The organism is Actinomadura rubteroloni, from assembly GCF_002911665.1.
Taxonomy (GTDB): Bacteria; Actinomycetota; Actinomycetes; order Streptosporangiales; family Streptosporangiaceae; genus Spirillospora; species Spirillospora rubteroloni.
The window spans coordinates 638,721-660,993 of sequence record NZ_MTBP01000001.1 but is presented as its reverse complement, the minus strand read 5'-3'; the positions used below and the strand labels follow the sequence as shown (position 1 = coordinate 660,993).

25 protein-coding genes and 1 riboswitch are annotated in these 22,273 nt (G+C 73.4%); of the genes, 14 read left to right on the top strand and 11 right to left on the bottom strand.

The genetic code is table 11. The annotated features are described in order from the left end of the window. The first annotated feature begins 227 nt into the window (after nucleotides 1–227). Entirely contained in the window at nucleotides 228–836 is a 609-nt protein-coding gene (locus BTM25_RS02990) for a TenA family protein (RefSeq protein ID WP_103561217.1), read from the top strand. 24 nt (nucleotides 837–860) lie between these two features. Further along, the gene (locus BTM25_RS02985; RefSeq protein ID WP_103561216.1) at nucleotides 861–1,439 is read left to right on the top strand and encodes a GNAT family N-acetyltransferase; all 579 of its coding nucleotides are present in this window, start codon (nucleotides 861–863) and stop codon (nucleotides 1,437–1,439) included. Here BTM25_RS02985 and BTM25_RS02980 read toward each other — a convergent pair. Next, a complete protein-coding gene (locus tag BTM25_RS02980) occupies nucleotides 1,424–2,365 on the bottom strand; it encodes a LysR family transcriptional regulator (protein ID WP_103561215.1) in 942 nt (313 codons plus the stop codon). The two genes, BTM25_RS02985 and BTM25_RS02980, sit on opposite strands and share 16 nt — an antisense overlap. Before the next feature lie 116 nt (nucleotides 2,366–2,481). Here BTM25_RS02980 and BTM25_RS02975 point away from each other — a divergent pair, with 116 nt between their 5' ends. The 3 genes from BTM25_RS02975 (at nucleotide 2,482) to BTM25_RS02965 (ending at nucleotide 4,363) form a co-directional block, all read left to right on the top strand. Next, nucleotides 2,482–2,871: a hypothetical protein gene (locus tag BTM25_RS02975; protein WP_103561214.1), complete on the top strand. Its 390-nt coding sequence runs from the start codon at nucleotides 2,482–2,484 to the stop codon at nucleotides 2,869–2,871. Further along, the gene (locus tag BTM25_RS02970) at nucleotides 2,868–3,908 is read left to right on the top strand and encodes a radical SAM protein (protein ID WP_103561213.1); all 1,041 of its coding nucleotides are present in this window, start codon (nucleotides 2,868–2,870) and stop codon (nucleotides 3,906–3,908) included. The genes BTM25_RS02975 and BTM25_RS02970 overlap by 4 nt, the downstream gene beginning before the upstream one ends. 92 nt (nucleotides 3,909–4,000) lie before the next feature. Next, on the top strand, nucleotides 4,001–4,363 hold the full coding sequence (locus BTM25_RS02965) for a hypothetical protein (RefSeq protein ID WP_103561212.1): 363 nt from the start codon (nucleotides 4,001–4,003) through the stop codon (nucleotides 4,361–4,363). Nucleotides 4,364–4,482: 119 nt separating this feature from the next. Here BTM25_RS02965 and BTM25_RS29425 read toward each other — a convergent pair whose 3' ends face one another. From BTM25_RS29425 to BTM25_RS02945, 4 genes are all read right to left on the bottom strand, one after another. Further along, on the bottom strand, nucleotides 4,483–4,659 hold the full coding sequence (locus tag BTM25_RS29425) for a hypothetical protein (protein ID WP_168211984.1): 177 nt from the start codon (nucleotides 4,657–4,659) through the stop codon (nucleotides 4,483–4,485). A 62-nt stretch (nucleotides 4,660–4,721) separates the two neighbouring features. Further along, on the bottom strand, nucleotides 4,722–6,929 hold the full coding sequence (locus BTM25_RS02955) for a heavy metal translocating P-type ATPase (RefSeq protein ID WP_103561210.1): 2,208 nt from the start codon (nucleotides 6,927–6,929) through the stop codon (nucleotides 4,722–4,724). A 13-nt stretch (nucleotides 6,930–6,942) separates the two neighbouring features. Beyond that, nucleotides 6,943–7,833, bottom strand: a complete 891-nt coding sequence (locus tag BTM25_RS02950) for a hypothetical protein (protein ID WP_103561209.1) — start codon at nucleotides 7,831–7,833, stop codon at nucleotides 6,943–6,945. Between the two features lies 1 nt (nucleotide 7,834). Further along, entirely contained in the window at nucleotides 7,835–8,041 is a 207-nt protein-coding gene (locus tag BTM25_RS02945) for a heavy-metal-associated domain-containing protein (RefSeq protein WP_103561208.1), read from the bottom strand. A gap of 310 nt (nucleotides 8,042–8,351) precedes the next feature. Between BTM25_RS02945 and BTM25_RS02940 the strand changes: the two genes are divergently transcribed. The 4 genes from BTM25_RS02940 to BTM25_RS02925 all read left to right on the top strand — a co-directional run bounded on the left by BTM25_RS02940 (nucleotide 8,352) and on the right by BTM25_RS02925 (nucleotide 10,465). Beyond that, a complete protein-coding gene (locus tag BTM25_RS02940; RefSeq protein ID WP_103561207.1) occupies nucleotides 8,352–9,215 on the top strand; it encodes an Fpg/Nei family DNA glycosylase in 864 nt (287 codons plus the stop codon). Nucleotides 9,216–9,281: 66 nt separating this feature from the next. After that, the gene (locus BTM25_RS02935) at nucleotides 9,282–9,680 is read left to right on the top strand and encodes a MerR family transcriptional regulator (protein WP_103561206.1); all 399 of its coding nucleotides are present in this window, start codon (nucleotides 9,282–9,284) and stop codon (nucleotides 9,678–9,680) included. Next, complete coding sequence (gene trxA, locus BTM25_RS02930) at nucleotides 9,677–10,009, top strand: thioredoxin (RefSeq protein ID WP_103561205.1); 333 nt, start codon at nucleotides 9,677–9,679, stop codon at nucleotides 10,007–10,009. The genes BTM25_RS02935 and trxA overlap by 4 nt, the downstream gene beginning before the upstream one ends. Nucleotides 10,010–10,063: 54 nt before the next feature. Beyond that, complete coding sequence (locus tag BTM25_RS02925; protein ID WP_103561204.1) at nucleotides 10,064–10,465, top strand: tautomerase family protein; 402 nt, start codon at nucleotides 10,064–10,066, stop codon at nucleotides 10,463–10,465. Here the strand turns inward: BTM25_RS02925 and BTM25_RS02920 are convergent. Next, the gene (locus BTM25_RS02920) at nucleotides 10,432–10,971 is read right to left on the bottom strand and encodes an NUDIX hydrolase (RefSeq protein ID WP_103561203.1); all 540 of its coding nucleotides are present in this window, start codon (nucleotides 10,969–10,971) and stop codon (nucleotides 10,432–10,434) included. The genes BTM25_RS02925 and BTM25_RS02920 overlap by 34 nt on opposite strands. 117 nt (nucleotides 10,972–11,088) lie before the next feature. Here BTM25_RS02920 and BTM25_RS02915 point away from each other — a divergent pair, with 117 nt between their 5' ends. After that, nucleotides 11,089–11,559, top strand: a complete 471-nt coding sequence (locus BTM25_RS02915) for a MarR family winged helix-turn-helix transcriptional regulator (protein ID WP_205647946.1) — start codon at nucleotides 11,089–11,091, stop codon at nucleotides 11,557–11,559. On the opposite strand, the gene BTM25_RS02910 is transcribed toward BTM25_RS02915, so the two are convergent. The 3 genes from BTM25_RS02910 to BTM25_RS02900 form a co-directional block, all read right to left on the bottom strand. Continuing rightward, the gene (locus BTM25_RS02910) at nucleotides 11,556–12,653 is read right to left on the bottom strand and encodes an NAD(P)/FAD-dependent oxidoreductase (protein WP_103561202.1); all 1,098 of its coding nucleotides are present in this window, start codon (nucleotides 12,651–12,653) and stop codon (nucleotides 11,556–11,558) included. The genes BTM25_RS02915 and BTM25_RS02910 overlap by 4 nt on opposite strands. A gap of 96 nt (nucleotides 12,654–12,749) precedes the next feature. Continuing rightward, nucleotides 12,750–13,283: a cysteine hydrolase family protein gene (locus BTM25_RS02905; protein WP_103561201.1), complete on the bottom strand. Its 534-nt coding sequence runs from the start codon at nucleotides 13,281–13,283 to the stop codon at nucleotides 12,750–12,752. 29 nt (nucleotides 13,284–13,312) lie between these two features. After that, nucleotides 13,313–13,723 (bottom strand): SSI family serine proteinase inhibitor, encoded by a 411-nt coding sequence (locus BTM25_RS02900; protein WP_235828145.1) that lies wholly within the window; start codon nucleotides 13,721–13,723, stop codon nucleotides 13,313–13,315. 89 nt (nucleotides 13,724–13,812) lie between these two features. On the opposite strand from BTM25_RS02900, the gene BTM25_RS02895 reads away from it, so the two are divergent. The 4 genes from BTM25_RS02895 to BTM25_RS02880 all read left to right on the top strand — a co-directional run bounded on the left by BTM25_RS02895 (nucleotide 13,813) and on the right by BTM25_RS02880 (nucleotide 18,495). Continuing rightward, entirely contained in the window at nucleotides 13,813–14,148 is a 336-nt protein-coding gene (locus BTM25_RS02895; RefSeq protein WP_103561199.1) for a rhodanese-like domain-containing protein, read from the top strand. Nucleotides 14,149–14,182: 34 nt separating this feature from the next. Beyond that, a riboswitch (TPP riboswitch) is annotated at nucleotides 14,183–14,297 on the top strand. Next, entirely contained in the window at nucleotides 14,291–15,613 is a 1,323-nt protein-coding gene (locus BTM25_RS02890; RefSeq protein ID WP_103561198.1) for a purine-cytosine permease family protein, read from the top strand. Its footprint overlaps the riboswitch before it by 7 nt. Nucleotides 15,614–15,702: 89 nt before the next feature. Beyond that, a complete protein-coding gene (locus BTM25_RS02885) occupies nucleotides 15,703–17,595 on the top strand; it encodes a sensor histidine kinase (RefSeq protein ID WP_103561197.1) in 1,893 nt (630 codons plus the stop codon). Nucleotides 17,596–17,976: 381 nt separating this feature from the next. Next, nucleotides 17,977–18,495: an ATP-binding protein gene (locus BTM25_RS02880; protein WP_235828131.1), complete on the top strand. Its 519-nt coding sequence runs from the start codon at nucleotides 17,977–17,979 to the stop codon at nucleotides 18,493–18,495. 3 nt (nucleotides 18,496–18,498) lie between these two features. Here the strand turns inward: BTM25_RS02880 and BTM25_RS02875 are convergent, their stop codons facing one another. Further along, a complete protein-coding gene (locus BTM25_RS02875) occupies nucleotides 18,499–20,307 on the bottom strand; it encodes a WD40 repeat domain-containing serine/threonine protein kinase (RefSeq protein WP_103561196.1) in 1,809 nt (602 codons plus the stop codon). Nucleotide 20,308: 1 nt separating this feature from the next. Continuing rightward, entirely contained in the window at nucleotides 20,309–22,246 is a 1,938-nt protein-coding gene (locus tag BTM25_RS02870) for a WD40 repeat domain-containing serine/threonine protein kinase (RefSeq protein WP_103561195.1), read from the bottom strand. Between the last annotated feature and the right edge of the window lie 27 nt (nucleotides 22,247–22,273).

The window sequence follows — 22,273 nt, the reverse complement described above, 5'->3', positions numbered from 1 at the left end:
TTTCGCGGTGGGGAACAATCCCGGGGGCCGCACCTGTTACAACTGGTGTCGATGCGTTCGGTGTCCCCGGGCCTCACCTACCGCCTTCGCGGAATACCGCGGGCGGCGCGATCCGCGTCCGTCCGGCAGGAGCCGCGTTGAGCTTTTCGCCGAGAGGCGACCCGGCGCATCGACGGCGGACCCCGCCCGGGCCTCGGCTCGGGCGGGGTTCGACCTATTTTGGGGGCATGAGTCTTGCCGCCCGTCTGGAGGAACTCGGCCGTCCGCTGGTCGAGGAGCAACTGTGCCACCCCACCGTCGCCGGGATCGCCCGGGGCGACCTGGACGCGGCGGTGTTCCGGTCCTGGCTCGAACAGGACTACCTGTTCCTGCTGGACTACGTCCGCGTGTTCTCCCGGCTCGCCTGGCAGGCGCCGTCCGCGCACCTCGGCGACCTGGTGGACCTCGCGCACGCCACCTTCCACGACGAGCTGGCCCTGCACCGGTCGCTGTCCGGCGCGTTCGGCGCCGACCTGGACGGCGCCCGCCCCGGCCCCGCCTGCGTCGCCTACACGACGTTCCTCCTGGACGCCGCCGCCGACTACGGCGACGGGCTGGCCGCCCTGTACCCGTGCATGTGGGGTTATTCCCGGCTCGGTGCGCTGCTGGCCGCGAACCCGCCGGCGGAGCCGCGCTTCCGCCGCTGGGTCGACACCTACGCCGATCCGGAGTTCGCCGCGCTGGCCCGGCGGATCGGGCAGATGATCGACGAGGCCGCGCCCGACCCCGTCCGGGCCGAGCGCCTGTTCCTGGACGGCATGCGCCACGAACTCGCCTTCTGGGACGTTCCAACCTGACCCCCCACCGGGTAGGGGGCGCCCGTGTTCACCCGGATGGGCCTGCCCGAGTCCGCGCGCTCCGACGCCGCGCGGCTCTACTGGGCGGGCTTCACGCGCAAGCTCGCGCCCGTCGTCGGCGGCGGGCGGACGGTCGGCGTGCTCGCGGACGCGCTGGTCCCCGCCCAGGTCATGGGCGCGTGGAACGGCGACAGGCTCGTCGGCATCGCCTGCCTCCAGGACGGCCCCGAACCGCCGCTGCGCCTGGACCGCACCGGGTTCCGGCGCGAGTTCGGGATCCTGCGCGGCGGCTGGCGGCGGCTGCTCAGCACCTTCGTGACGTCCCGGCCGCCGGGCGCGGACGAACTGCTGCTCGACGTCCTCGCCGTGTCCCCGGAGGCGCGCGGCCTCGGCGTCGGTACGACCCTGCTCAGTGCGGTCGCGGACGAAGCACGCACCCGTGGACGGCACCGCGTGAAACTGGAGGTCGTGGATACGAATCCGCGCGCCAAAGCCCTCTACGAGCGTTTCGGTTTCCGGACCGTCGACACCGTCCGCACGCCCTACCTACGCCGCCTGCTGGGATTCGGCGCGGTGGACACCATGCGCTACGACGTCCCCTGACCCGACGGTAGCGACGCGTACGGCACCAGGTCGATGAGTTCGGTGCTGACCGCGCGGGCCGTCCGGTGGAAGTCGGCGATGAGCGTGCCGTCGTGGTCGCGGCGGCTGACCACGGCCACCGCGCACGGCTCGGCCCCGATGATCGGCAGGTAGACCAGTCCGCCGACGTCCAGCGTGCGCGGGAGCGAGGCGGCGACGGAGAGGCAGCCGTCCGGCGCGGTCAGCACGAAGTGCAGCGCCTCGTTGACGGTCTCCAGCCGTTCCCCGAGGAAACGCGGCGGCTCGCCGTTGCGGTGGTCGTTCATGAGCCAGAAGTTCTGGAAGTGACGCGGCATTTCCTCGGGAATGGTGGGGGCGGGCAGGTCGAGATAGGACGGGATCGTGATCTCGCCGCCGTCGGCGAAACGGTGCCGCCGCGCGACCGCCAGCAGGCGCGGCTCCTCGAACAAGGTCGTCGCGCGCAGGAATTCGCGGTCGATGGGCAGCCGGAGAAAGGCGACGTCGACCCGGCCGTCCCGCACGGCGGGCTCGGCGCGGTGCGGCGGGAGGTCGGCCAGCGCGATCCGGACGGCCGGGTGCCGCGCCGCGAACGTCTCCAGGATCGGCGCCGTCAGCTCGGCCGCGCCGCCCGCGAACAGCCCGACCCGCAGCGTCCCCTGCTCCCCGCCTGCGGCGGCCCGCGCCAGGTCGAGGGCCCGCGCCGCCGACCGCAGCACCTCCCGGGCGGGTTGTTCGAGGGCCTCGCCGGCGGCGGTCGGGACGACGCGGCGGCTGTCGCGGACGAACAGCGGCCCGCCGACCTCGCGTTCCAGCGCCTGAATGTGCTGGCTGAGGGCGGGCTGGGTGAGGTGCAGCGACCGCGCGGCCCGGGTGAAGTTCCGTTCTCCCATGACGGCGAGAAACGAGCGGAGATGCCGGAGTTCCATAATGAGGGCTCCTTATTCCAGCGATAACATATCGCTTTCACCACGGCCGGGCGCGGGAACTTAGGGTGGGCGGTGCGGCCATTTCCGGCCGCACCGCTCTCGTGGAAGGCGCACCGATGCCGGCACCTCTCGTCCTGAACTCGATCACGCGCGCGGACCTCCTCGCCCTCTTCCGGGGGCTCGCCGACGACCCCGGCCGGGAGGCCCGTTTCCTCGACGACCCCGCCGCCGTCCTCGCCGCCGAACTCGGCTGGGACCGGGCGCAGCGGACGTCCGCCGGCAACGCCCGGCTCGTCGCCGCCCTGCGGTCGCCGGAGCGCCGGGCCGAACTGCGGGCGTCGTCGGGCGGCGTCCCGGAAGCGACGGCGGCGAGCTACTCCGTGACGGGCTCGACGGCCCGCACGGCGTCCAGCGCCGGCGCCACCGCGAACTTTTCGACGGGCGGAGTGGCGCGCGACGACGGCCCGCGCCTCGACCCCGCCGCGCTCCGGCTCGGCGCCCGATGACCGCCGAGAGCGTCGTCGGCGGGCGCAAGACGCTGTCGATCATGCCGACGTTCACCTGCACGGCCGCCTGCGCCGACTGCGGGACGCTCAGCAGCCCGCGCGTGCGGGAGCGCATCTCACTCGACGTGATCCTGTCGGCGATCACGCAGGCGCACCGGCTCGGGTTCGCGAACGTCGTGTTCACCGGCGGCGAGGCGACGCTGCGGTGGCGCGACCTGCTCGCCGGGCTGTCCCACGCCCGCGCGCTCGGGCTGCCGACGCGGCTCGTCACCAACGCGCACTGGGCGGCGACGCCGGACCGGGCGCGCGACCGGCTGCGCCGGCTGAAGGACGCGGGCCTGGACGAGATCAACTACAGCACCGGCGACGAGCACGTCCGGTTCGTCCCGGTCGAGCGGGTCGTGCACGCGTCGGTCGAGGCGGTCCGGCTCGGTCTGCCGGTCGTCGTGATGGTCGAGTTGCGGCGGGAGCGCGCGGTGACCGCCACGACGATCCGGGAGCACCCGCTCGTCACGGCGCTCGGCGCCGACGCCGCGCTCGTCCGGACGCACGAGAGCGCCTGGATGCCCCTGGACCCCGGCGAGACGGGCGACTACCCCGCCGGATCCACCACCGATGCCGCCACGCTGCCCACCCGGCGCGGCTGCGACCACGTCCTCCAGACCTACACCGTCCAGGCCGACGGACGGGTCGGCTCCTGCTGCGGCCTCGGCCTGCGGACGATCCCCGAGCTGAACACCGCGACGGCCGAGGGCGGCGACTTCCTCGACCGGGCCGTCACCGCCGCCGAGGACGACTTCCTCAAGCTGTGGCTGCACTACTTCGGGCCCGAACGCGTGCTGGCGTGGGCGGCGGAGAAGGACCCGTCCATCGACTGGGAGGGCCGGTACGCGCATCCGTGCCAGGCGTGCGGGCGCCTCTACAAGGACGAGCGCGTCCGGACGGTGCTCCGCGAGCATTATGCGGAGATGGTGGCGATCGTCCTGCAAAGCGCCTGGCTGGACGACCACTACACCCCCCGGATGCTCGCGGACTGACCGGCGGGGCAGGGAAACGGAACCGTCGCAGCACCCGCTTTTCTCACTCATCGTCATTATTCGGCGACGGAACGTGAGGTAGGTTCCGTGGCATGCGCGCCCGGACCGTCCTCGGCGGCCGCCGTCTCCGCACGGCGGCCGGGGCGCTGCTGCTCGTCCTCGCGCTGGCGCTGCCGGGCGTCCCGTTCGTCCAGGAGGCGGACGGGACGCCCGACGGCCCCGTCGCCACGGCCGCCGCCGACCCGGCCACCGGCCGCGCCGAGCCCGCGCCGGACCGGCAGCGCGTCCGCCGGCCCGTCCTGCCGCGCGCCCCGTTCGACGGCGCGGCGCTCGTCCGCCGCCTGGTCACCGGGCTCGCCACGCATCCGGCGTACGCGCTGGACCATGCCGCCCGCCGGGGCGATCGCGCGCCCGGCGCGCGGCTGCTGATCACACTCCGGGTGTCCCGGATCTAGAGCGTCCCGCGGAGTCCGCTTTCTTGCGGTTCCGCCTGCCTCTTTCGGTTTCTCAATCGGAGAACAGGGATGCTCATGTCCATCCGGGACGTCCATGTCAGTACGGAGACGTGGCGGTTTCACTGCGTCACATGCTCCCACCAGTGGGACCAGGACTTCGAGGCCCGGCACAGCGACGGGCCGGCGGGATCGTCGATCGCGTGGAGCCTGGACGGCGTCGCCAGCCAGCCGCCGTGGGTCGACCGGACCTGCCCCGAGTGCCGGAGCGTGCAGGTCAGGGCCCTGCCGCCGGACACGCCGATCCCCCGTCCCCGCTGACGGCCGCGCCGCGGGAGGGCGCGCCCTCCCGCGGCCGGGGTCACAGCGCCTTGAAGTTGCGCAGGCGCAGGCTGTTGCTCACGACGAACACCGACGAGAACGCCATCGCGCCGCCCGCGATCATCGGTGTGAGCAGGCCCGTCGCGGCCAGCGGCAGCGCCGCGACGTTGTAGGCGAACGCCCAGAACAGGTTCCCCCGGATGGTCCGCAGCGTCCGCCGGGAGAGCCTGATCGCGTCCGCCGCCGCGCGCAGGTCCCCCCGGACGAGCGTCAGGTCGGACGCCTCGATCGCCACGTCCGTCCCGGTGCCCATCGCGAGCCCGAGGTCGGCCTGGGCGAGCGCGGCGGCGTCGTTCACGCCGTCCCCGACCATCGCGACGCGGCGGCCCTCGGCCTGGAGGCGCTTGACGACGTCCACCTTGTCCTGCGGCAGGACTTCGGCGATGACCTCCTCGATGCCGACCTCGTCGGCGACGGCCCGCGCGACGGCCGCGTCGTCGCCGGTGAGCAGGACGGGCCGCAGCCCGAGGTCGCGCAGCCGCGCGACGGCCTCCGCCGACGTGGGCTTGACCTGGTCGGCGACGGTCAGGACCGCCCGCGCCGCGCCGTCCCAGCCGACCGCGACGGCCGTGCGGCCCTGCTCGCGGGCACGTTCCATCGCCTTCTCCAGGTCCGGCGGGAGGTGCTGCGCCCACTCGGCGAGCAGCCGGGGCCGTCCGACGAGCACCGCGTGCCCGTCCACCACGCCCTGGACGCCGAGGCCGTCGAGCGCGGTGAAGTCGGCGACGTCCGCGAGCGGCCCGGTGCGTTCGGCGGCGGCGCCCGCGATGGCCCGCGCGATCGGGTGCTCGGACGCGTTCTCCAGCGCCCCCGCGAGCCGCAGCGCGTCGTGCTCGGTGACGCCGTCGGTCGTGATGACGTCGACCAGCGCCATCCGGCCCGTCGTGACCGTGCCCGTCTTGTCCAGGACGACCGTGTCGATCGCGCGCGTGGATTCCAGCGCCTCCGGGCCCTTGATCAGGATGCCGAGCCGGGCGCCCCGGCCCGTCCCGACCAGCAGCGCGGTCGGCGTGGCGAGGCCCAGCGCGCACGGGCACGCGATGATCAGGACAGCGACGGCGGCGGTGAACGCGGCGGTGGCCGACCCGCCCGTCCCGAGCCAGAACCCGAGCGTCGCGACCGCCAGGGCGATCACGACCGGCACGAACACGCCGGAGATCCGGTCGGCGAGCCGCTGCACCCGCGCCTTGCCGGTCTGCGCCTCCTCCACCAGCCGCGCCATCTGGGCGAGCTGCGTGTCGGCGCCGACCTTCGTCGCCCGGACGAGCAGCCGCCCGCCCGCGTTGACCGTCGCGCCCGCGACCGTGTCGCCCGGCCCGACCTCGACCGGGACGGACTCGCCGGTCAGCAGCGACGCGTCCACCGCCGACGAGCCGTCCTCGACCACGCCGTCGGTCGCGACCTTCTCGCCGGGACGGACGACGAACACGTCCCCGGCCGTCAGCTCGTCCACCGGGATCCGCTGTTCGCGGCCGTCCCGCAGGACCGCGACGTCCTTCGCGCCCAGCTCCAGCAGCGCCCGCAGCGCCGCGCCCGCACGGCGCTTGGACCGAGCCTCGAAGTACCGACCGGCGAGGATGAAGGCCACGACGCCCGCCGCCGCCTCCAGGTACAGGTTGGACGAGCCGTCCGAGCGCGTCGCGCTGAACTCGAAGCCGTGCCGCATGCCCGGCTCGCCCGCGTCGCCGACGAACAGCGCCCACAGCGACCAGCCGAACGCCGCGAGCGTCCCGAGCGAGACGAGCGTGTCCATCGTGGCGGCGCCGTGCCGCAGGTTCGTCCAGGCGGCGCGGTGGAACGGCCAGCCCGCGTAGACGACGACGGGTGCGGCCAGCGTCAGCGACAGCCACTGCCAGTTCCGGAACTGAAGCGCCGGGGCCATCGCCAGCACGATCACCGGGACGGCCAGCACCACCGCGGTGACGAGCCGCTGCCGGAGCGGGGCCAGTTCGTCGGCCGGCGTCTCCTCGGCGCGCGGTGGCGCGGGGGGCGCGGCGGTGTATCCGGCCTGCTCGACGGTGGCGATGAGGTCGTCCAGAGTCACCCCCTCGGGGTATTCGACCCTGGCCTTCTCGGTCGCGTAGTTGACCGTCGCGGTGACGCCGTCGAGCCTGTTGAGCTTTCGCTCAACCCGGTTCGCGCAGGACGCGCAGGTCATTCCGCCGATCGACAGCTCCGTCGTGGACATCGGTCGCCTCCTCTCAGCGGGCCGTGACGGTGAACTCGGCGGTGCGGACCTTGCCCGCGTGCTGGAAGTCCAAGAACAGGCGGTACGTTCCGCCGCCGGGGACCTCCGCGTGGAACTCGATGCTCGGTCCGGGCCTGGTCGTTCCGTCGCCCGGTTCGCCCATCGGGTGGACGTGCAGGTAGGCGAGGTCGCCCGCGCGGATCGCCACGAGATGCCCGTACGCCTCCAGGTACGGTTCCAGGTCGGTGACGGGCCGTCCGTCCTTCTCGACGGTCAGCGTCAGCGGACTCGGCTTGCCCGGCACGAGGTCGCCGGCGAGCTTGACGCGGTAGCCGTCCACCTCGGCGACGCGCTCGGCCGGCGGCAGCGGACGGGGCCCGAAATCGCCGGGAACGTCGAGGTCGGTGCCCAGTGTGACCTGCTCCTTCGCGGTCGCGGGCCGGACGTCGGTGAAGATCCGGTAGGTGCCCGGGTCGCCCGCCGCGAGCGGGACGGACCAGACGCCCCGCGCGTCCCGCACCGGGTGCAGATGCTGGTAGCCCGACAGGTCGCGCCGGACGATGATGAAGTGCAGTTCCTTGCCGTGCAGCCGGGTGTAGCGCGTGACCGGCGCGCCGTCGGGACCGGTCACGGTGAACCGGAAGTCGGTGGTGCGACGGGCCGGGACGCTCGTCGTCGCGGGGCGGAGGGTGTAGCCGTCCTGCTCGGCCAGGAGCCCGCCGGGGAGGACGTCGTGGCCGGTCCCGTGGCCGGTCTCGTGGGTCGTTTCGTGCCGCATGTGGCTCGCGCCGCCCTTCTCATCGGTCGCGCCCACGGGGCCGGTGAGGGCACCGGCCCCGAGGGCGGCGGCGAAGACGGCGGCCAGCCCGGCGCCGTACGCGCCGAGCCTGGTCGCGGTGTTCATCTCACGCCTTCAGTTCGTATCCGGCCTCCTCGACGGCGGCCCGGACCTGGGCCTCGTCGAGGGGAGCCTCGCTGGTGACGGTGACGGCCCCGGACGAGAGTTCGACGTCCACGGCCGTGACGCCGGGGATCTGGCCGACCTCCTCCTTGACCGAGCTGACGCAGTGGCCGCAGGTCATTCCGGCGACGGTGTAGGTCGTGGCGCTCATCGGCTCGTTCCTCCTGGTCTCTGTACCCCTGGGGGGTATGTCGTGCGCCTCATGGTGGCACAACCCGTCAGGTGCGGCAACCCCTACCCCCTAGGGGTTATTTTGTGACGTCGCTCATGTTCGGTTCGTGCCTTCACCGTCGTGAGTTATCCACAGGCTGGGGACACGTCCCCCGATTCTGGCCCTCAACCTTTGTCGTGGTTTGTCGAGGTTATGAGGCTGTGCCGTGCCGTTCCGCTGGTGGGGTTTTGGTTATCCACAGGATCGTCCACAGGTGTCCACAGGGGTGTGGATCGCTGATACTGGACGTATGCCAGAGCTTCCCGAGGTGGAGTCGCTGGCCGCCTTCCTGCGGGAACGCGCGGTCGGCCACGCGATCGCGCGCGTCGATGTTCTCGCGATCTCCGCCCTCAAGACCTACGACCCGCCGATCACCGCGCTCGGCGGCCTGACGGTCACCGCCGTCGCCCGGCACGGCAAGTTCCTCGACCTGGACGCCGACGGGCTGCACTTCGTCGTCCACCTGGCCCGCGCCGGCTGGCTGCGCTGGCGCGACGAACTCCCGGCCCGCGCGGGCCGCCCCGGGGGCCGCAACCCGCTCGCCGTGCGCGTCCACCTGGACGACGGCTCCGGCTTCGACCTCACCGAGGCCGGAACGAAGAAGGGCCTGGCGGTCTACGTCGTCCGCGACCCGGCCGAGGTCCCCGGCGTGGCGACCCTCGGCCCCGACCCGCTGGCGGACGACTTCACGCCCGAAGCCCTCGCCGCCATCCTCAAAGACCGCCGGACGCAGATCAAGGGCGTCCTGCGCGACCAGAAGATCGTCGCGGGCATCGGCAACGCCTACTCCGACGAAGTCCTGCACGCGGCCAAGATGTCCCCGTTCAAGGTCGCCGCGACGCTGACCGACGACGACATCGCCACCCTCCACACCGCCATCCGCACCACCCTCGCCGAAGCCGTCACCCGGGCCGAGGGCGTGGCGGCCCAGGACCTCAAGGGCGAGAAGAAGTCGGGCCTGCGCGTCCACGGGCGCACCGGCCAGGAATGCCCCGTCTGCGGCGACACGATCCGCGAGGTCTCCTTCGCCGACTCGTCCCTCCAGTACTGCCCGACCTGCCAGACGGGAGGGAAACCACTGGCCGACCGCAGAATGTCCCGCCTCCTGAAATGACCGCGCGCCCGCTGTGTCCGGATCGGGCTTGCGTTGACGTCGGTGTGAAGGTTTAGCGTCGTTGACATGCGCATCGGTGAGCTTGCGGAACGTGCGGGGGTCAGTGCCCGCACGTTGCGGTACTACGAATCGCGGGGGTTGCTGCCGGCTCGGCGGTCCGTGAACGGGTACCGCGTGTACGGCGACGACGATCTGCGGTTGGTGGAGCAGATCCGGACGCTCCAGGACTTCGGGTTCGGCCTGGAGGAGACGCGGCCGTTCGTGGAGTGCCTGCGGGCCGGGCATCCGTCCGGGGACGCGTGCCCCGCGTCGTTGGACGTGTACCGGGCCAAGCTCGCCGAGATGGACGCGCTGATCGAGCGGCTGCGGACGGTCCGGGAGGAGGTCGCCGGGCATCTGCTGCGCGCGGAGGCCGATCTGCGCGGCGGGCCGGAGCCGCGTTGCGAACTGGAGGCTGGAGCATGATGGGTACTACGGGTGTCGTCGAGGTCTCGGACGCCAGTTTCGCCGAGGAGGTGCTGGGCGCGGACCGCGCGGTGCTGGTGGAGTTCACCGCGGAGTGGTGCCCGCCCTGCCGGCAGCTCGCGCCGGTGCTCGCCGCCGTGGCCGACGAGCACCGCGACCGGCTCAAGGTCGTCGCGCTCGACGTGGACGCCAACCCCCGGACCACCGCCGCGTACAACGTCCACTCGATGCCCACGCTCGTCGCCTTCCGCGATGGCGAGCCGGTGAAGGCGGTCGTCGGGGCCCGGTCCAAGTCGCGGCTGCTCAAGGACTTCGCCGAGGTGCTCTGAGCCCCGGGCCGCCCCGTGCCGTTCGCTGGCGCGGGGCGGCCCTAGGATCACGGGGTGGCTCAGGTCAAGGTGCACGGGCGGCGGGACGTCTGGGCGGGACGGCAGCGGGAAATCTCCGATCTCCTCCAGGCGTGTCTGGTCGAGGCGTGGGGGCTGCCGGAGGACAAGCGGTTCCACCGGTTCTTCCTGCTGGACGAAGCGGACTGGATCGTTCCGGGCCGGGACGCCCGCTACCTCATCGTGGAGATCGTCTGCTTCGAGGGGCGGGGCGACGCCGGCAAGCGCGCCCTCATCCGGAGCCTCTATGACCGCGTCGTCCCGGCGCTCGGGATCACGGCCGACGATCTGGAGCTGACGATCATCGAGACGCCCCGGCAGAACTGGGGCATCCGGGGTATGGCGGGCGACGAGCTGACGCTCACCTATTCGGTGACGCCGCCGGACGGCGCCGGCTGAGCGGGGATCCGCGCGGCCGGGCGGAACGGGCCGGACGGCCACAGCCACACGGTCCCCGGCGGCGTCTCGCCGCGCAGGTAAGCCACGATCGGGTCGCGGCGGGGCCGGAACCGGTGCGCGGACAGCCGGGCGATCGCCTCGTCGGCCGGGACCCAGGCCGCTTCGAGGACGATCCCGTCCGGGTCCGCGGCGCCGAGGACGCCGGACGCCGGGCCGGTGGTGAAGGCGAACACCGTCCATTCGCCGTTCCAGCCGGGCTCCCCGCCGATCGTGTACTGGGCGACGAACGCGAGTTCGGCGGGCCCCGCGACGACCAGCCCGGTCTCCTCGCGCACCTCGCGGACCAGCGCGTCGTGGACGAGTTCGCCCGGCTCGGCCATCCCGCCGGGCAGCACCCACTGCCGGTCGCGGCCGGGATGCCGTTCGTGGACCATGAGCACGTCGTCGTCCCGCCGGACGATCGCGGACACCAGGATCCCGGACGTCATTCGCGTAGCGGTACTCATCGCAACAGACCGTAACACCCCGCGCGTCGGAGCGCCGCGCGGAGACGATCCCCCGCGCGCCCACCGGCCGAGCGCGCCGTTTTAGTTCGCAAAGCGAATTAAGGTACCGTGGCGGGCATGGACAAGCCCGCGGACGAGCCCATGAACGTCGTGACGGCCCTCGTGCGCTCGTCGTTCCTGGTGGACGCCGTCTACGTCGCGTCGGCGCGCGACTACGGCCTCACCCAGCAGCAGGGGCAACTGCTGTGCGTCCTCATGCCGCAGCCGTACGGGATGGGCGAGCTGGGCACGATGCTCGGCCTGGCGAAGTCGAGCCTGTCGGGCCTGGTGGACCGGACGTCCGCGCGCGGGCTCGTCCGCCGCGAGCCCGACCCCCGCGACGGCCGCGCGCTGCGGGTCGCGCTGACCCGCGAGGGCCGGGCGCTGGCGGACCGCTTCTACGCCGAGACGTGCCGCCGCGTCGACCGCCTCCCGTCCGGGCTGGCCGAGCACGAGCGCGCCCAGCTCGCCGACCTGCTCGGCCGCCTGGTCCGGGCGAACGAGGTGCCGGTCGTGTTCATGGAGCTGGAGGACGGCGCCCCGGCCTAGCCGTCCCGCCCGAACAGCTCGACGAAGCGGCCGACCATGAGGTCGCGCCCCTTGTACTCGGCGACGGTCGCGGCGGGCAGCGCCATCGGGCCGTCGCCGGACGGCGCGGGGATCTGCCCGACCCCGCCGGACGGCCCGAGCGGCACCAGCGCGGACGGGAACGGCGCGGGCCGGTGGACGGCCGTCGGTTCCGCGCCGGCGAGCCGCGCCCGGATGTTGGCCGCGACGACCTCGGCGTGCCGCATCGCGTTCCCGGCCATCTTGGCCTCGGCGACGTCGGCGAGGTCCCCGAGCGCGAACACGTGGTCGTGGCCCTCGACGTTCAGGCCGGGCGTGACGCGGACGTGCCCGGCCGCCGTCCGGGGCGCGACGGCCGGGTCGAGCCAGTCGCCGTTCACGTCCACGCCGTGGCAGCGGAACCACAGGTCGGCGGTGATCTCGCCGCCGTCGGTGGTCGCGACGGTGAAGGTCTTCTCCCGGCCGGGCCCGACGGGCGGGGGCTCGGCGGGCGCGACGCCGAGCCGCAGGTCGACGCCGAGGCCGTCCAACTGGCGGTGCAGGTCGGCGCGCGTCTCGGGCAGGAAGCCGGGCAGCAGCTCGGCGGCGGGGTCGAGGACGGTCACCGCCTTGTCCGGCCAGACGGCCTTGATCTCGCCCGCCAGCTCCAGCCCGACCGGCCCGGCGCCCGCGATCAGCACGCGTCCGGCGCGGGCCAGCTCGTCGTGCGTGGCGCGCAGCCGCGCGAGCGCCTCGGCGGCCACGTCGGTCTCCGGTCTGGCCGGATACGGGTAGCCGGACCCGGTCGCGAGGACGATGTAGTCCGCGTCGACGCGCCGCCCCGAGGCGAGGGTGACGCCGCGCGGGTCCACCGCGACGGCCCGGTCGCGGACGACCGTGCCCCGCCGCAGCAGCCGGTCGTACGGAAAGAAGATGTTGTGCGCCCAGTCGGGGGCGACCAGGGCGCGCAGGGCGCCGGACGCGTGGACGAACGCGTCCTTCGGCTCGATGAGGACGACGTCGGCGTCCTCGTCCAGGGCCTTGGCGACGGCGGCGCCGCCGTACCCGCCGCCGACGACCGCGACAGTTCGGCTCATGACGAACCCCCCTCATTAATTCGTAACACGAACATATTGGTTCGTAATACGAACCGCAAGCCGATGTCACTCACATCCGTGCCGGGCGAAGGGGGCTCAGCGGAGGCAGGCGTCCGCCGTGACGAGATCGGCGCGCATGTTGCGCTCCATCATCCGGAGCGCCGCGTCGCCGAGGCCGGGGTCGATGGACGCCACCGCGTCGCGCGGGACCTTGATCTCCAGGTGGCGGATGTAGGCGTCCAGCGCCGTGTAGAGGACGCACTGCTCGGTGACCTGCCCGGTCAGCACGACCTCGCGGACGCCGAGCTGGTGGAGGATGTACTCCAGCGGCGTCCCGAAGAACGCGCTGTGCCGGACCTTCGGCAGGAACGCGCAGTCGTCCGGCGGCAGGACGGGTTTCACGAGGTCGGGCCGCTCGCCGCGCAGCGCCGCCGCCACGAGGTCGTCGCGCGTGGCGGAGAAGTCGCCGTGGTTGTCGTTGACGTAGATCACCGGCGTCCCGTCGCGGACGGCGCGGGCCACCAGGTCGGCGAGCGGGCCGACCATCTCCGCGACGCCGTCCTGGAGGACGCCCGCGTCCGCGTGCCGGTAGGGGTTCAGCATGTCGATGACGACCAGGGCGGTGCTCATGGCCGTCCCCCTTCCCCGGAAGGGGCGGGTCAGTTGCGCGCGATGTTCCCGAACAGCGGCGCGACGGCGTCCCAGCGGCTGACCTGGCAGCCGTCGGCCCGCCCGAACGTCGCGCTGACCGGCTTGCCGTCCCAGGTGCCCGTCACGGTGGCGGTCTGGGGGCCGCCGAAGATGTCGGTGCACATCTGGCCGGGGCGCGGCTTGGCGAACGCGGTGGCCGCGCCCGTCCGCAGCGCCGCGCACGCCTTGGCGCCGTCGGGATGGGAGCCGCCGAGGGGGTCGCAGGTGAGTGTCCAGGTGGTCGGCGCGGCGTCCTTCGACGCCTTGACCTGTACGGTCAGAGACGTGCCGGACGACGCCGACGGCCGGACGGAGCCCGTGCCGCCGGCCCCGGTGCCGGGCGCGTGCTCGGAGCCGCAGGCCGCCAGTGACAGGATCATGGCCGCACCGGGAACGGTGCGAAGAAGCGTCCGATACCGCATGCGTGATTCGACGCGCGGGGGCTCCGCGCGGTTCCATGGGAGGCGTGATGTTTATCGGGGATGACGTCCCTGCCGTCGACGCGGCCGAGGTCCCGGCCGACGCGTACCTCCTGGACGTCCGTGAGCAGGACGAATGGGTCGCCGGGCACGCCCCCGAGGCCGTCCACATTCCCATGCGCCACCTGAGCGACCGGGCGTCGGAGATCCCCCGCGACCGCGAGATCTACGTGATCTGCCGGTCCGGCGGACGGTCCGCGCAGGTGACCGTCGCCCTGAACCAGGCCGGCTGGCTGGCCCGCAACGTCGCGGGCGGGATGCAGCGCTGGGAGCAGGCCGGACGCCCGATGGACACCGATCTCGACGGCCCCCCGCACGTCCTCTGACCCCCGGGCGTTTTGGAGCGGTACGCTACCCCTTGACCGTATTCGCGGGAGCTTGGGCCGAACCAGGCTGAGAGGGCGACCACAGGGCGTCGCCGACCGCAGGAACCTGTCCGGGTAATGCCGGCGTAGGGAGCGTGCCCCCGTGCCATCCGCCGTCGAGACGCGGGCCGACGAGGTCCCGTACACGCTGGACGAACCGGCCCCGAAGGTCCTCGGCTTCTGGGACCAGAGCGCCTTCTGGGCCAACCTCGGCGTCAGCCTCTTCGCGTTCTCGGGCGCCTACACGGTGCTCGCCCCCGACGCCGCCGGCCGGCCGACCCTCCCGATCCTCGCGGGCATCGTCGCGATGGCGGTCGGCACCGCGCTCGGCGGGCTCATGCTCGGCCTGGCCGCCGCGCCCGGCGCGAAGACCGGGCAGCCCGCGATGGTGCTGCTGCGCGGGCTTTTCGGGGCGCGGCTCTCCTACGTCCCGACCGTGCTGAACATCGCGCAGCTCGTCGGCTGGGGGACGTTCGAGCTGATCGTCATCGCCGACGCCGCGCGGGCGCTCTGGGACGACGTCCCGCGCTGGGTCTTCGTGGTAGCGGCGGGCGTGCTGACGACCGCGCTGACGATCCGTCCGCTCGGCTCGGTGCGGCTGCTGCGCCGGTACGTCACGGCGGCGGTGCTCATCGCGCTCGTCTACTTCTATGTGCAGTTCCTGCGCGAGCCGCTGCCGGACCTGAACCACGGCTCGTGGAGCGGGTTCTGGACGGGCGCGGACGCCGCCCTCGCCGTCTCGATCTCCTGGGTGCCCGTCGCCGCCGACTACACCCGCCACTCGCGCACGCCCCGCGCGGCGTTCGGCGCGGCGGCCGTCGGCTACTCGGTGACGCAGATCTTCGCCTACGTTCTCGGGCTGCTGGCGCTGGCGCTCGTCGCGGGCGACTCGACCAAGGTGTTCGACCCGTTCCTGCACGTCAGCCTGGGTGTCGCGTTCTTCGCGGTGTTCGTGCTGCGCGAGGCGGACCAGTCGTTCGCGAACGTCTACTCGACGGCCGTGTCGATCCAGAACCTCGTGCCGCGCGCGGACCGCCGCGTCTTGTCCGTCGCGCTCGGCACCGGGATCACCGTGCTCGCGCTCGTGTTCGACATCGGCGACTACCAGAGCTTCCTGTCGCTGATCGGCTCGGTGTTCGTCCCGCTGCTCGGCGTCCTCGCCGCCGACTTCTTCCTCGGCGCGGGCCGGCGCGGCTGGGACACCGGACGCGCCGCCCCCGCCCGCTGGTCGATGATCGTCGCGTGGGCGGCCGGGTTCGCGGTGTACCAGCTCGTCTACCCCGGCGGCGTCGGCTGGTGGGCGCGCGGCTGGACGCACGTCCAGTCCTGGCTGCACTTCACGCCGCAGACCTGGATGAGCGCGTCGCTGCTGTCGTTCGCCGTGGCGGGCGCCGCCGCTCTCCTGGCCGGACGGACGCGCCGCTAGCCGATGGCGCGTTCCACCGGCGGCACCCGCGCTGACGTGGAAACCTTTCGGCACCGGTTGCCCGCGCGTCCGCGCGGGGCGATGGCACGATGACAGGCGTGCTGCCCCACGATCCGATCGCGCGCGCCGTCATCCAGAGCGCCGCCGACGCCCTGGTGGCGGTCGACGAGCGCTCCCGCGTGACGGTCTGGAACCCGGCGGCGGAGCGGATGTTCGGCTTCACGGCCGAGGAGGTCATGGGACGGGCGGCGCCGATCGTCCCGCGCGAGCTGAACGCCGAGCACAACGCGGTCCTGGAGCGGCTGCTCACCCGTCCGGGCCGGATCTCGATCGCGACCCGGCGGCGGCGCCGCGACGGCGACCTCATCGACGTCCGCATCGACACGAGCCTGCTGAAGGACGACGGGGGCGCGCCGCTCGGCTGGGTCATGGTCTACCACCCGGCGAGCGAGGACGAGGCGCTCCAGCAGCACATGGCCGAGCGGGCGCGGCTGGTGCGGCGGCTCAGCGACATCGTGGCCGACCTCAACACCGAGCTGGACCTCGACGTCGTCCTGGACCGGATCACGGCCGCGCTGATCGAGCTGACCGGCGCGGACGCGGGCGGGTTCGTCCGGATCGAGGGCGACCGGCTGAGCCTGGTCAGCCTGTCCGGGCTGCCCGAGCGGATGCGCGGCACGACCGCCGACCTGGACACGAGCCTGGTCGGGGAACTGCTGCGGTCGGAGAAGGCCGTCATGCTCGCGACCGAGAAGGAGCGGATCGAGGGGCTGATCTGGTCGGAGCTGCCGGGGCTCAGCTCGCTGGCGCTCGGGCTGTCGTTCCTCCAGGCGAGTCCGTATGGGGCGCTGTACGCGCTGTTCTCCGGCAAAAAGGTCGGGCACACCGAGCTGGAGCTGCTGGAACTGCTCGCCGGGCACGCGGGCGTCGCGGTGGGGAACGCGGTGGCGTACGCGGAGGTCGTCCGGCAGCGGGCCCACGAGCGCGCGGTGATCGACGCGAGCGCGGACGGCATCGCGGTGCTCGGCCGGGACGCGGTCGTCCGGCAGTGGAACCCGGCGGCGCACGCGCTGACCGGCATCCCCGCCGCGGACGCGGTCGGCGGCCGGCTCCCGTTCGACGCGCCGCCGCCCGGGGAGTCCCGGACGTTCCTGACCCCGTCCGGGACGTGGCTGAGCGCGGTCGCGGCGGAGATCGAGGACGCGGGCGAACTGGTCGTGGACTTCCGCGACGTCTCCGAGGCCAAGGCGCTGGAGGAGGCCAAGGACCTGTTCCTCGCCACGACGAGCCACGAGCTGCGGACGCCGATCACGGTCGTCCAGGGGTTCGCGAGCACGCTGGTGCGGCGCTGGGACGACCTGGCCGACGCCGACCGCCGCGCGGCCGTCGCGACGATCGCCGAGCGGGCGCAGTCGCTCGGCCGGCTGGTGGAGCACCTGCTGCTCGGCGCGCGGGCCGGGACGGGCGAGCTCGGCGTCACGGTCGAGCCGTTCGACGTGACGCGGGTGCTGAGCGGCGTCGTCGGCGGCTTCCGGTCGCTGTCGGGGGAGCCGGGAGATCGGTCGGGTGTCGGTCGGTCGGGGGAAACAGAGCACCGGGTGACGCTGTCGGTCGCGCCCGGACTGCCGCGGGTGCTGGGCGACGCGATGGCCACCGACATCGTCCTCGGACAGATCCTGGAGAACGCGTTCAAGTACTCGCCGGGCGGCGGAGAGGTCGTCGTGCGCGCTTACCGCGCCGATTCCGGGGACGTCGTGATCACGGTGGACGACCAGGGCATCGGCATTCCCGCCGACGATCTCGAAAGGGTGTTCGAACGCTTTGTGCAGGGCGAGACGGGCGACCGCCGCCGCTTCGGCGGAATCGGGCTCGGGCTCTACATCGTCCGGCAGCTCACGCGGGCGCAGGGCGGCGAGATCTCCGCGCACACCAGGCCCGGCGGCGGGACGCGGATGCGCCTGGTGCTGCGCGCGGCGCCCTGAACGAACCGCGCGGGAACCGATGTTCTACGCTCCTGCGAGAACGGGGTTTCCCCCTTCGGCACGGCTCCCAATACATGATCTTGAAAGCGCCACCGGTTCCGTTCGACGGAAAAGCGCGGTATCGCCGCGGTGTGACGGACGAAACGCATGCGTGAGGAGTAATCCGCCGGGCGCTGGATAGACCTTGTACGGGTTCTCGTTGGAGGAGGAGTTCCGTTGACCGTCACAACCGGGGGTGAACGTCGTGCGGCCAGGCCGGTTCGCTCGTGGCGGACGGCCCGGATCCGTCCGAACGGGTTTCCGGGCCAGCGCTACCGGGCATTTCGGTCGTATCGGAAGGTCGGCGGCGAGTTGCCGCCGGGACGCCGACGAGACGGGGAGGTGAGGACGACGGGTGTCGCACTGTTTCCGCACGCGCCGACCAGCGTCGCGCTCGCCCGTCGGCGGCTGCGCTCGGAACTGATCGACGCGGGCGTCTCGGAGGCCGCGGTCGACGACGCCAACCTCATCGTGAGCGAACTGCTGAGCAACGCGCTCCGGCACGCCCGCCCGCTCCCGTCCGGCAAGATCCGGCTGGCCTGGGGCCGCCGCGCCGACGGCATGATCGAGGTCGCGGTCAGCGACGGCGGCGCGAGCACCGAGCCGCGCTGCGGGCCGAGCACGCTGTCCTCGCTCGGCGGCCGGGGCCTCGGGATCGTGGAGAGCCTGGCCGCGCGCTGGGGCGTCCGGCACGACCACGGCGCGACGACCGTCTGGGCCCTGGTGGAGGCGCCCCCGGCCGGGGCGGGCGCCCGCATGGCGCCGCCGGTCGCGCACGCGGGCGTGGCCGAGTTCGCCGACCTGCCCGACCTGGACGACGGGTCGTGGGACGCGCCGTCCACCCGCGCCTTTCCGGCCTGACGCTCAGAAGCGGTAGAACCGGGTCGTCCCCGCGCCGCTCGTGGTGGCGAAGCTCTGCCCGTCGGGCGAGAACACGACCGCCTGCGCGTCATCGTCGTCCCCGGGGAACGTCGCCGTGACGCGGCGGGACGCCACATTCCACAGCCGGGCGTCCTTCTTGTCCAGGCTGACCAGCGTGCCGCCGTCCGGGCTGAACGCGAGCGCGCGCACCGACTCCTTGACGTCCTTCAGCGTGGCGCGCAGATCGCCGTCGGACGCGCTTCGCAGCTCGATCCCCCAGTTGTAGCTGTTGGACATCGCGACGGTTTTGCCATCCGGGCTGAACGCAAGGCAGTCGTAGTTTCCGCCCTCGGTCGACGCTTCGGCCGTCTTGGCGCCGTCGGACGGGTTCCAGACCATGAGCTTGCCGGACGAGAAGCGTCCGCCGAGGCGTTCGCCGTCCGGGGAGAACGCCAGCGCGCTCGGGGGCGTGTCGGTCTTCATGGTCACGGCGCGTCCGGTGACCATGTTCAGCACCTGCACGTACGGCCGGTCGCGGTTGGACGCGACGGCGAGCGTCCGGCCGTCCGGCGCGAAGGCGAGCGCGTTCGCGCCGCCCGCGACGGTCAGCTTCTTGCGGATTCGTCCGGTCCCGGTGTCGCGCAGATGGACGGCGCCGTCGTCGCCGCCCGTGGCGAGCGTCCGGCCGTCCGGGCTGAACGCCATCGGCTGCTTGTAGGTCGTGTCGTCCTTCAGCTCCCGGGCGGACACCCGCGCGGTGGCGAGGTCCCAGCGCAGGAGCGAGGAGAAGCCCGCGCCGACGAGGGTCCGGCCGTCCGGCGTGAACGCGACGTCGAACACGGCGACCTCGGTGCTCGGCAGCGTGAGCACGGAGGGGACCGTGTGCGGCGTCCGGGGCGCCTTCGGGCCGCCCGAACGCGGCCACAGCAGCACGGCCGGGACGGCGACCGCCGTGGCCGCCGCGCCCGCCCCGCCGAACAGCACGGCCCGGCGCGGCACGCGGCGCGGAACGCCGGTAGTGAGCCCGGTGAGCACGTCCGGGACGGACGGCCGCCGCCGCGGGTCCTTCTCCAGGCAGCGCCCGATGACGTCCCGCAGGCCCGGATCGGTGAGCCCGCCGAGGTCCGGTGGAGCGCTCACGATCCGCCGGACGATCGCCGGGATCGTCGGCGCGTCGAACGGCCCGTGCCCGAGCGCGGCGTAGGCGAGGACGCAGCCGAGCGAGAACACGTCGCTCGCCGGGCCGGTGACGTCCGCGCGGACCTGCTCGGGCGACATGAACGAGAACGTTCCGACGACCGCGCCGGTCGAGGTCAGCGCGGTCGCGTCGGCGGCGCGGGCGATGCCGAAGTCGATGATGCGCGGGCCGTCCGGACCCATGATCACGTTGCCGGGCTTGAGGTCGCGGTGGACGAGCCCGCACGCGTGGATCGCCGCCAGCCCCTCCGCCAGGCCCGCGCCCAGCCGCCGGACCGCGCCCGGCGCCATCGGCCCCTGCCGGAGCACCACCTGCCGCAGCGACGGCCCCGGGATGTAGGCGGTGACCAGCCACGGCGACGCGGCGGCCGGGTCGGCGTCCACGACCTGCGCGGTGTGGAACCCGCCGACGCGGCGCGCGGCCTCGATCTCGCGCGCGAACCGCCGCCGGAACTCGGGGTCGGCCGCGTACTCGGCGCGGACGATCTTGACCGCGACCGTCCGCCCGCTCGGCGAGACGCCGCGGAACACCTCGCCCATGCCTCCGGCGCCGAGGCGCCCGTCCAGCCGGTAGGGGCCGACCTGCCGGGGGTCGGCCGGGCGCAGCGGTTCCACGTCAGACCTTCCAGAGCGTGACGGAGCCGTCGGGCTTGGTGGTGCCGACCCCGGCGACCGTCCGGCCGTCGCGGGTGAGGGCGATGCGGTCGACGGCCTGGGCGTGGCCGACGAGCGTGACGCTGAGCGCGCCCGTCGCGGTGTCCCAGACGCGGACGGTTCGGTCCGAGCACGCACCGAACAGCGTCTTCCCGTCGGGGGAGAACTTCACGTCCCGCACGGTGGCGGCCTCCGTTTTCAGGATCCGCTTGGTGCGGTAGGTGTTCGTGTCCCAGATCCGGACGGTGCTGTCGGCCGCGCTGCTCACCAGCAGTTTCCCGTCCGGGCTGAACGTCACGCCGGTGACGTTCGCGGAGTGCCCGATGAGCTGGTGGACCTTGCGGAGCCTCCGGCCGTCGAAGAGTTGGACGGTGTTGCCCGGCGGCTTGTTGTAGTAGCCGTCCACGGCGACCGCGACGAGCGCGCCGTCCGGGCTGAACGCGACCGCGTTGACGCCGCTGTTGCCGAGGTCGGCCGACGCGATCGTGCGGCCGGTGCCGGGGTCGAACAGGTGGGCGCCCGGGTTGACGCCCGCGATCACCGAGCCGTCCGGGCTGTAGGCGACGGCGTTCAGGCCGAACTGATCGCCCGTCCGGGCGTTCACCTTGATCGCGCCCGTCGCGGCGTCCCAGATGAGCAGGGAGCCCGCGTTGCTGGCGGAACTGGCCAGGGACGCGCCGTCCGGGCTGAACGCGAGCGCGCTCACCCAGCCCGCCCGCTTGATCGTGCGCAGGACGCGGCGGGACGCGACGTCCCACAGCGTGATCATCTCGTCGAGCCCGCCGGCCGCGACGGTCCGGTCGTCGGGGGACAGGGCGATCTCGCTGAGGTTCTTGACGTCGGTGGCGGTGAGCGAGCCGCTGGCGGAGATCAGCCCGGTCGGGTTCGGGGCGGGCGGCGGCGCGGCGGGCTCGCCGTCGTCCCCCGTCAGCAGGACGGCCGCCGGGACGCCGACCGCGAGCGCCGCGACGGCGGCCCCGGCCCCGATCAGCAGCGCCCGCCGCCGCACGGGGGCGGGCGCGGGCACGCTGCGCGTCACGCCCATCGTCGCGTGCGCGAACGTGGCGTCCTCCGGCGGGAGGAACGACGGCGCGGGCGCCACGATGCTCTGCGGCGCGTGCATCAGCGTGTCCACGGTCGGCCGCCGCGCCGGGTCCTTGGCCAGGCACGCCGCGATGAGGTTGCGCAGGTCGGCGGGGAGCGCGGACAGGTCCGGCTCCTCGTGCAGGACGCGGTGGACGATCGCCGGGATGGACGTCGCGTCGAACGGCCCCTGCCCGAGCGCCGCGTAGGCGAGGACGCAGCCGAGCGAGAACACGTCGGCGGACGGCCCGGCGGGCGCGCCCGACACCTGCTCGGGCGCCATGTACGCGTAGGTGCCGACGACGACGTTGTGCGAGGTCAGGACGGTCGCGTCGGTCGCGCGGGCGATGCCGAAGTCGATGATGCGCGGCCCGTCCGCCGCCATGATCACGTTGCCCGGCTTGAGGTCGCGGTGGACGAGCCCGCACGCGTGGATCGCCGCGAGCCCCTCCGCGAGCCCGGCCGCGAGCGCCCGGACGGCGGCGGCGTCCAGCGGCCCCTGCGCCCCGACGACCTGCCGCAGCGACGGCCCGGGGATGAACGCGGTGACCAGCCACGGGGACGTCGCGGCCGGGTCGGCGTCTACGACCTGCGCGGTGTGGAACCCGCCGACGCGCCGCGCGGCCTCGACCTCGCGGGCGAACCGCTGCCGGAACCGCTCGTCCTCGGCGTACTCGGCGCGGACGACCTTGACCGCGACGCGCCGCGCGCCGGGCGACACGCCCAGGAACACCTGGCCCATGCCGCCCGCGCCGAGCCGCGCCTCCAGGCGGTAGGGGCCGATCTGGCGGGGATCGCCGGGATGCAGAGGTTCCATGTGCCACCGTCGTCGGTCCGGAAAACG

Bases quoted from the DNA above. Each gene is read 5' to 3' on its own strand.
- BTM25_RS02990 (WP_103561217.1), top strand. From the start codon at position 228: ATGAGTCTTGCCGCCCGTCTGGAGGAACTCGGCCGTCCGCTGGTCGAG.
- BTM25_RS02980 (WP_103561215.1), bottom strand. From the start codon at position 2,365: ATGGAACTCCGGCATCTCCGCTCGTTTCTCGCCGTCATGGGAGAACGG.
- BTM25_RS02975 (WP_103561214.1), top strand. From the start codon at position 2,482: ATGCCGGCACCTCTCGTCCTGAACTCGATCACGCGCGCGGACCTCCTC.
- BTM25_RS02970 (WP_103561213.1), top strand. From the start codon at position 2,868: ATGACCGCCGAGAGCGTCGTCGGCGGGCGCAAGACGCTGTCGATCATG.
- BTM25_RS02965 (WP_103561212.1), top strand. From the start codon at position 4,001: ATGCGCGCCCGGACCGTCCTCGGCGGCCGCCGTCTCCGCACGGCGGCC.
- BTM25_RS02955 (WP_103561210.1), bottom strand. From the start codon at position 6,929: ATGTCCACGACGGAGCTGTCGATCGGCGGAATGACCTGCGCGTCCTGC.
- BTM25_RS02950 (WP_103561209.1), bottom strand. From the start codon at position 7,833: ATGAACACCGCGACCAGGCTCGGCGCGTACGGCGCCGGGCTGGCCGCC.
- BTM25_RS02945 (WP_103561208.1), bottom strand. From the start codon at position 8,041: ATGAGCGCCACGACCTACACCGTCGCCGGAATGACCTGCGGCCACTGC.
- BTM25_RS02940 (WP_103561207.1), top strand. From the start codon at position 8,352: ATGCCAGAGCTTCCCGAGGTGGAGTCGCTGGCCGCCTTCCTGCGGGAA.
- BTM25_RS02935 (WP_103561206.1), top strand. From the start codon at position 9,282: ATGCGCATCGGTGAGCTTGCGGAACGTGCGGGGGTCAGTGCCCGCACG.
- trxA (WP_103561205.1), top strand. From the start codon at position 9,677: ATGATGGGTACTACGGGTGTCGTCGAGGTCTCGGACGCCAGTTTCGCC.
- BTM25_RS02920 (WP_103561203.1), bottom strand. From the start codon at position 10,971: ATGAGTACCGCTACGCGAATGACGTCCGGGATCCTGGTGTCCGCGATC.
- BTM25_RS02915 (WP_205647946.1), top strand. From the start codon at position 11,089: ATGGACAAGCCCGCGGACGAGCCCATGAACGTCGTGACGGCCCTCGTG.
- BTM25_RS02910 (WP_103561202.1), bottom strand. From the start codon at position 12,653: ATGAGCCGAACTGTCGCGGTCGTCGGCGGCGGGTACGGCGGCGCCGCC.
- BTM25_RS02905 (WP_103561201.1), bottom strand. From the start codon at position 13,283: ATGAGCACCGCCCTGGTCGTCATCGACATGCTGAACCCCTACCGGCAC.
- BTM25_RS02900 (WP_235828145.1), bottom strand. From the start codon at position 13,723: ATGATCCTGTCACTGGCGGCCTGCGGCTCCGAGCACGCGCCCGGCACC.
- BTM25_RS02895 (WP_103561199.1), top strand. From the start codon at position 13,813: ATGTTTATCGGGGATGACGTCCCTGCCGTCGACGCGGCCGAGGTCCCG.
- BTM25_RS02885 (WP_103561197.1), top strand. From the start codon at position 15,703: ATGACAGGCGTGCTGCCCCACGATCCGATCGCGCGCGCCGTCATCCAG.
- BTM25_RS02870 (WP_103561195.1), bottom strand. From the start codon at position 22,246: ATGGAACCTCTGCATCCCGGCGATCCCCGCCAGATCGGCCCCTACCGC.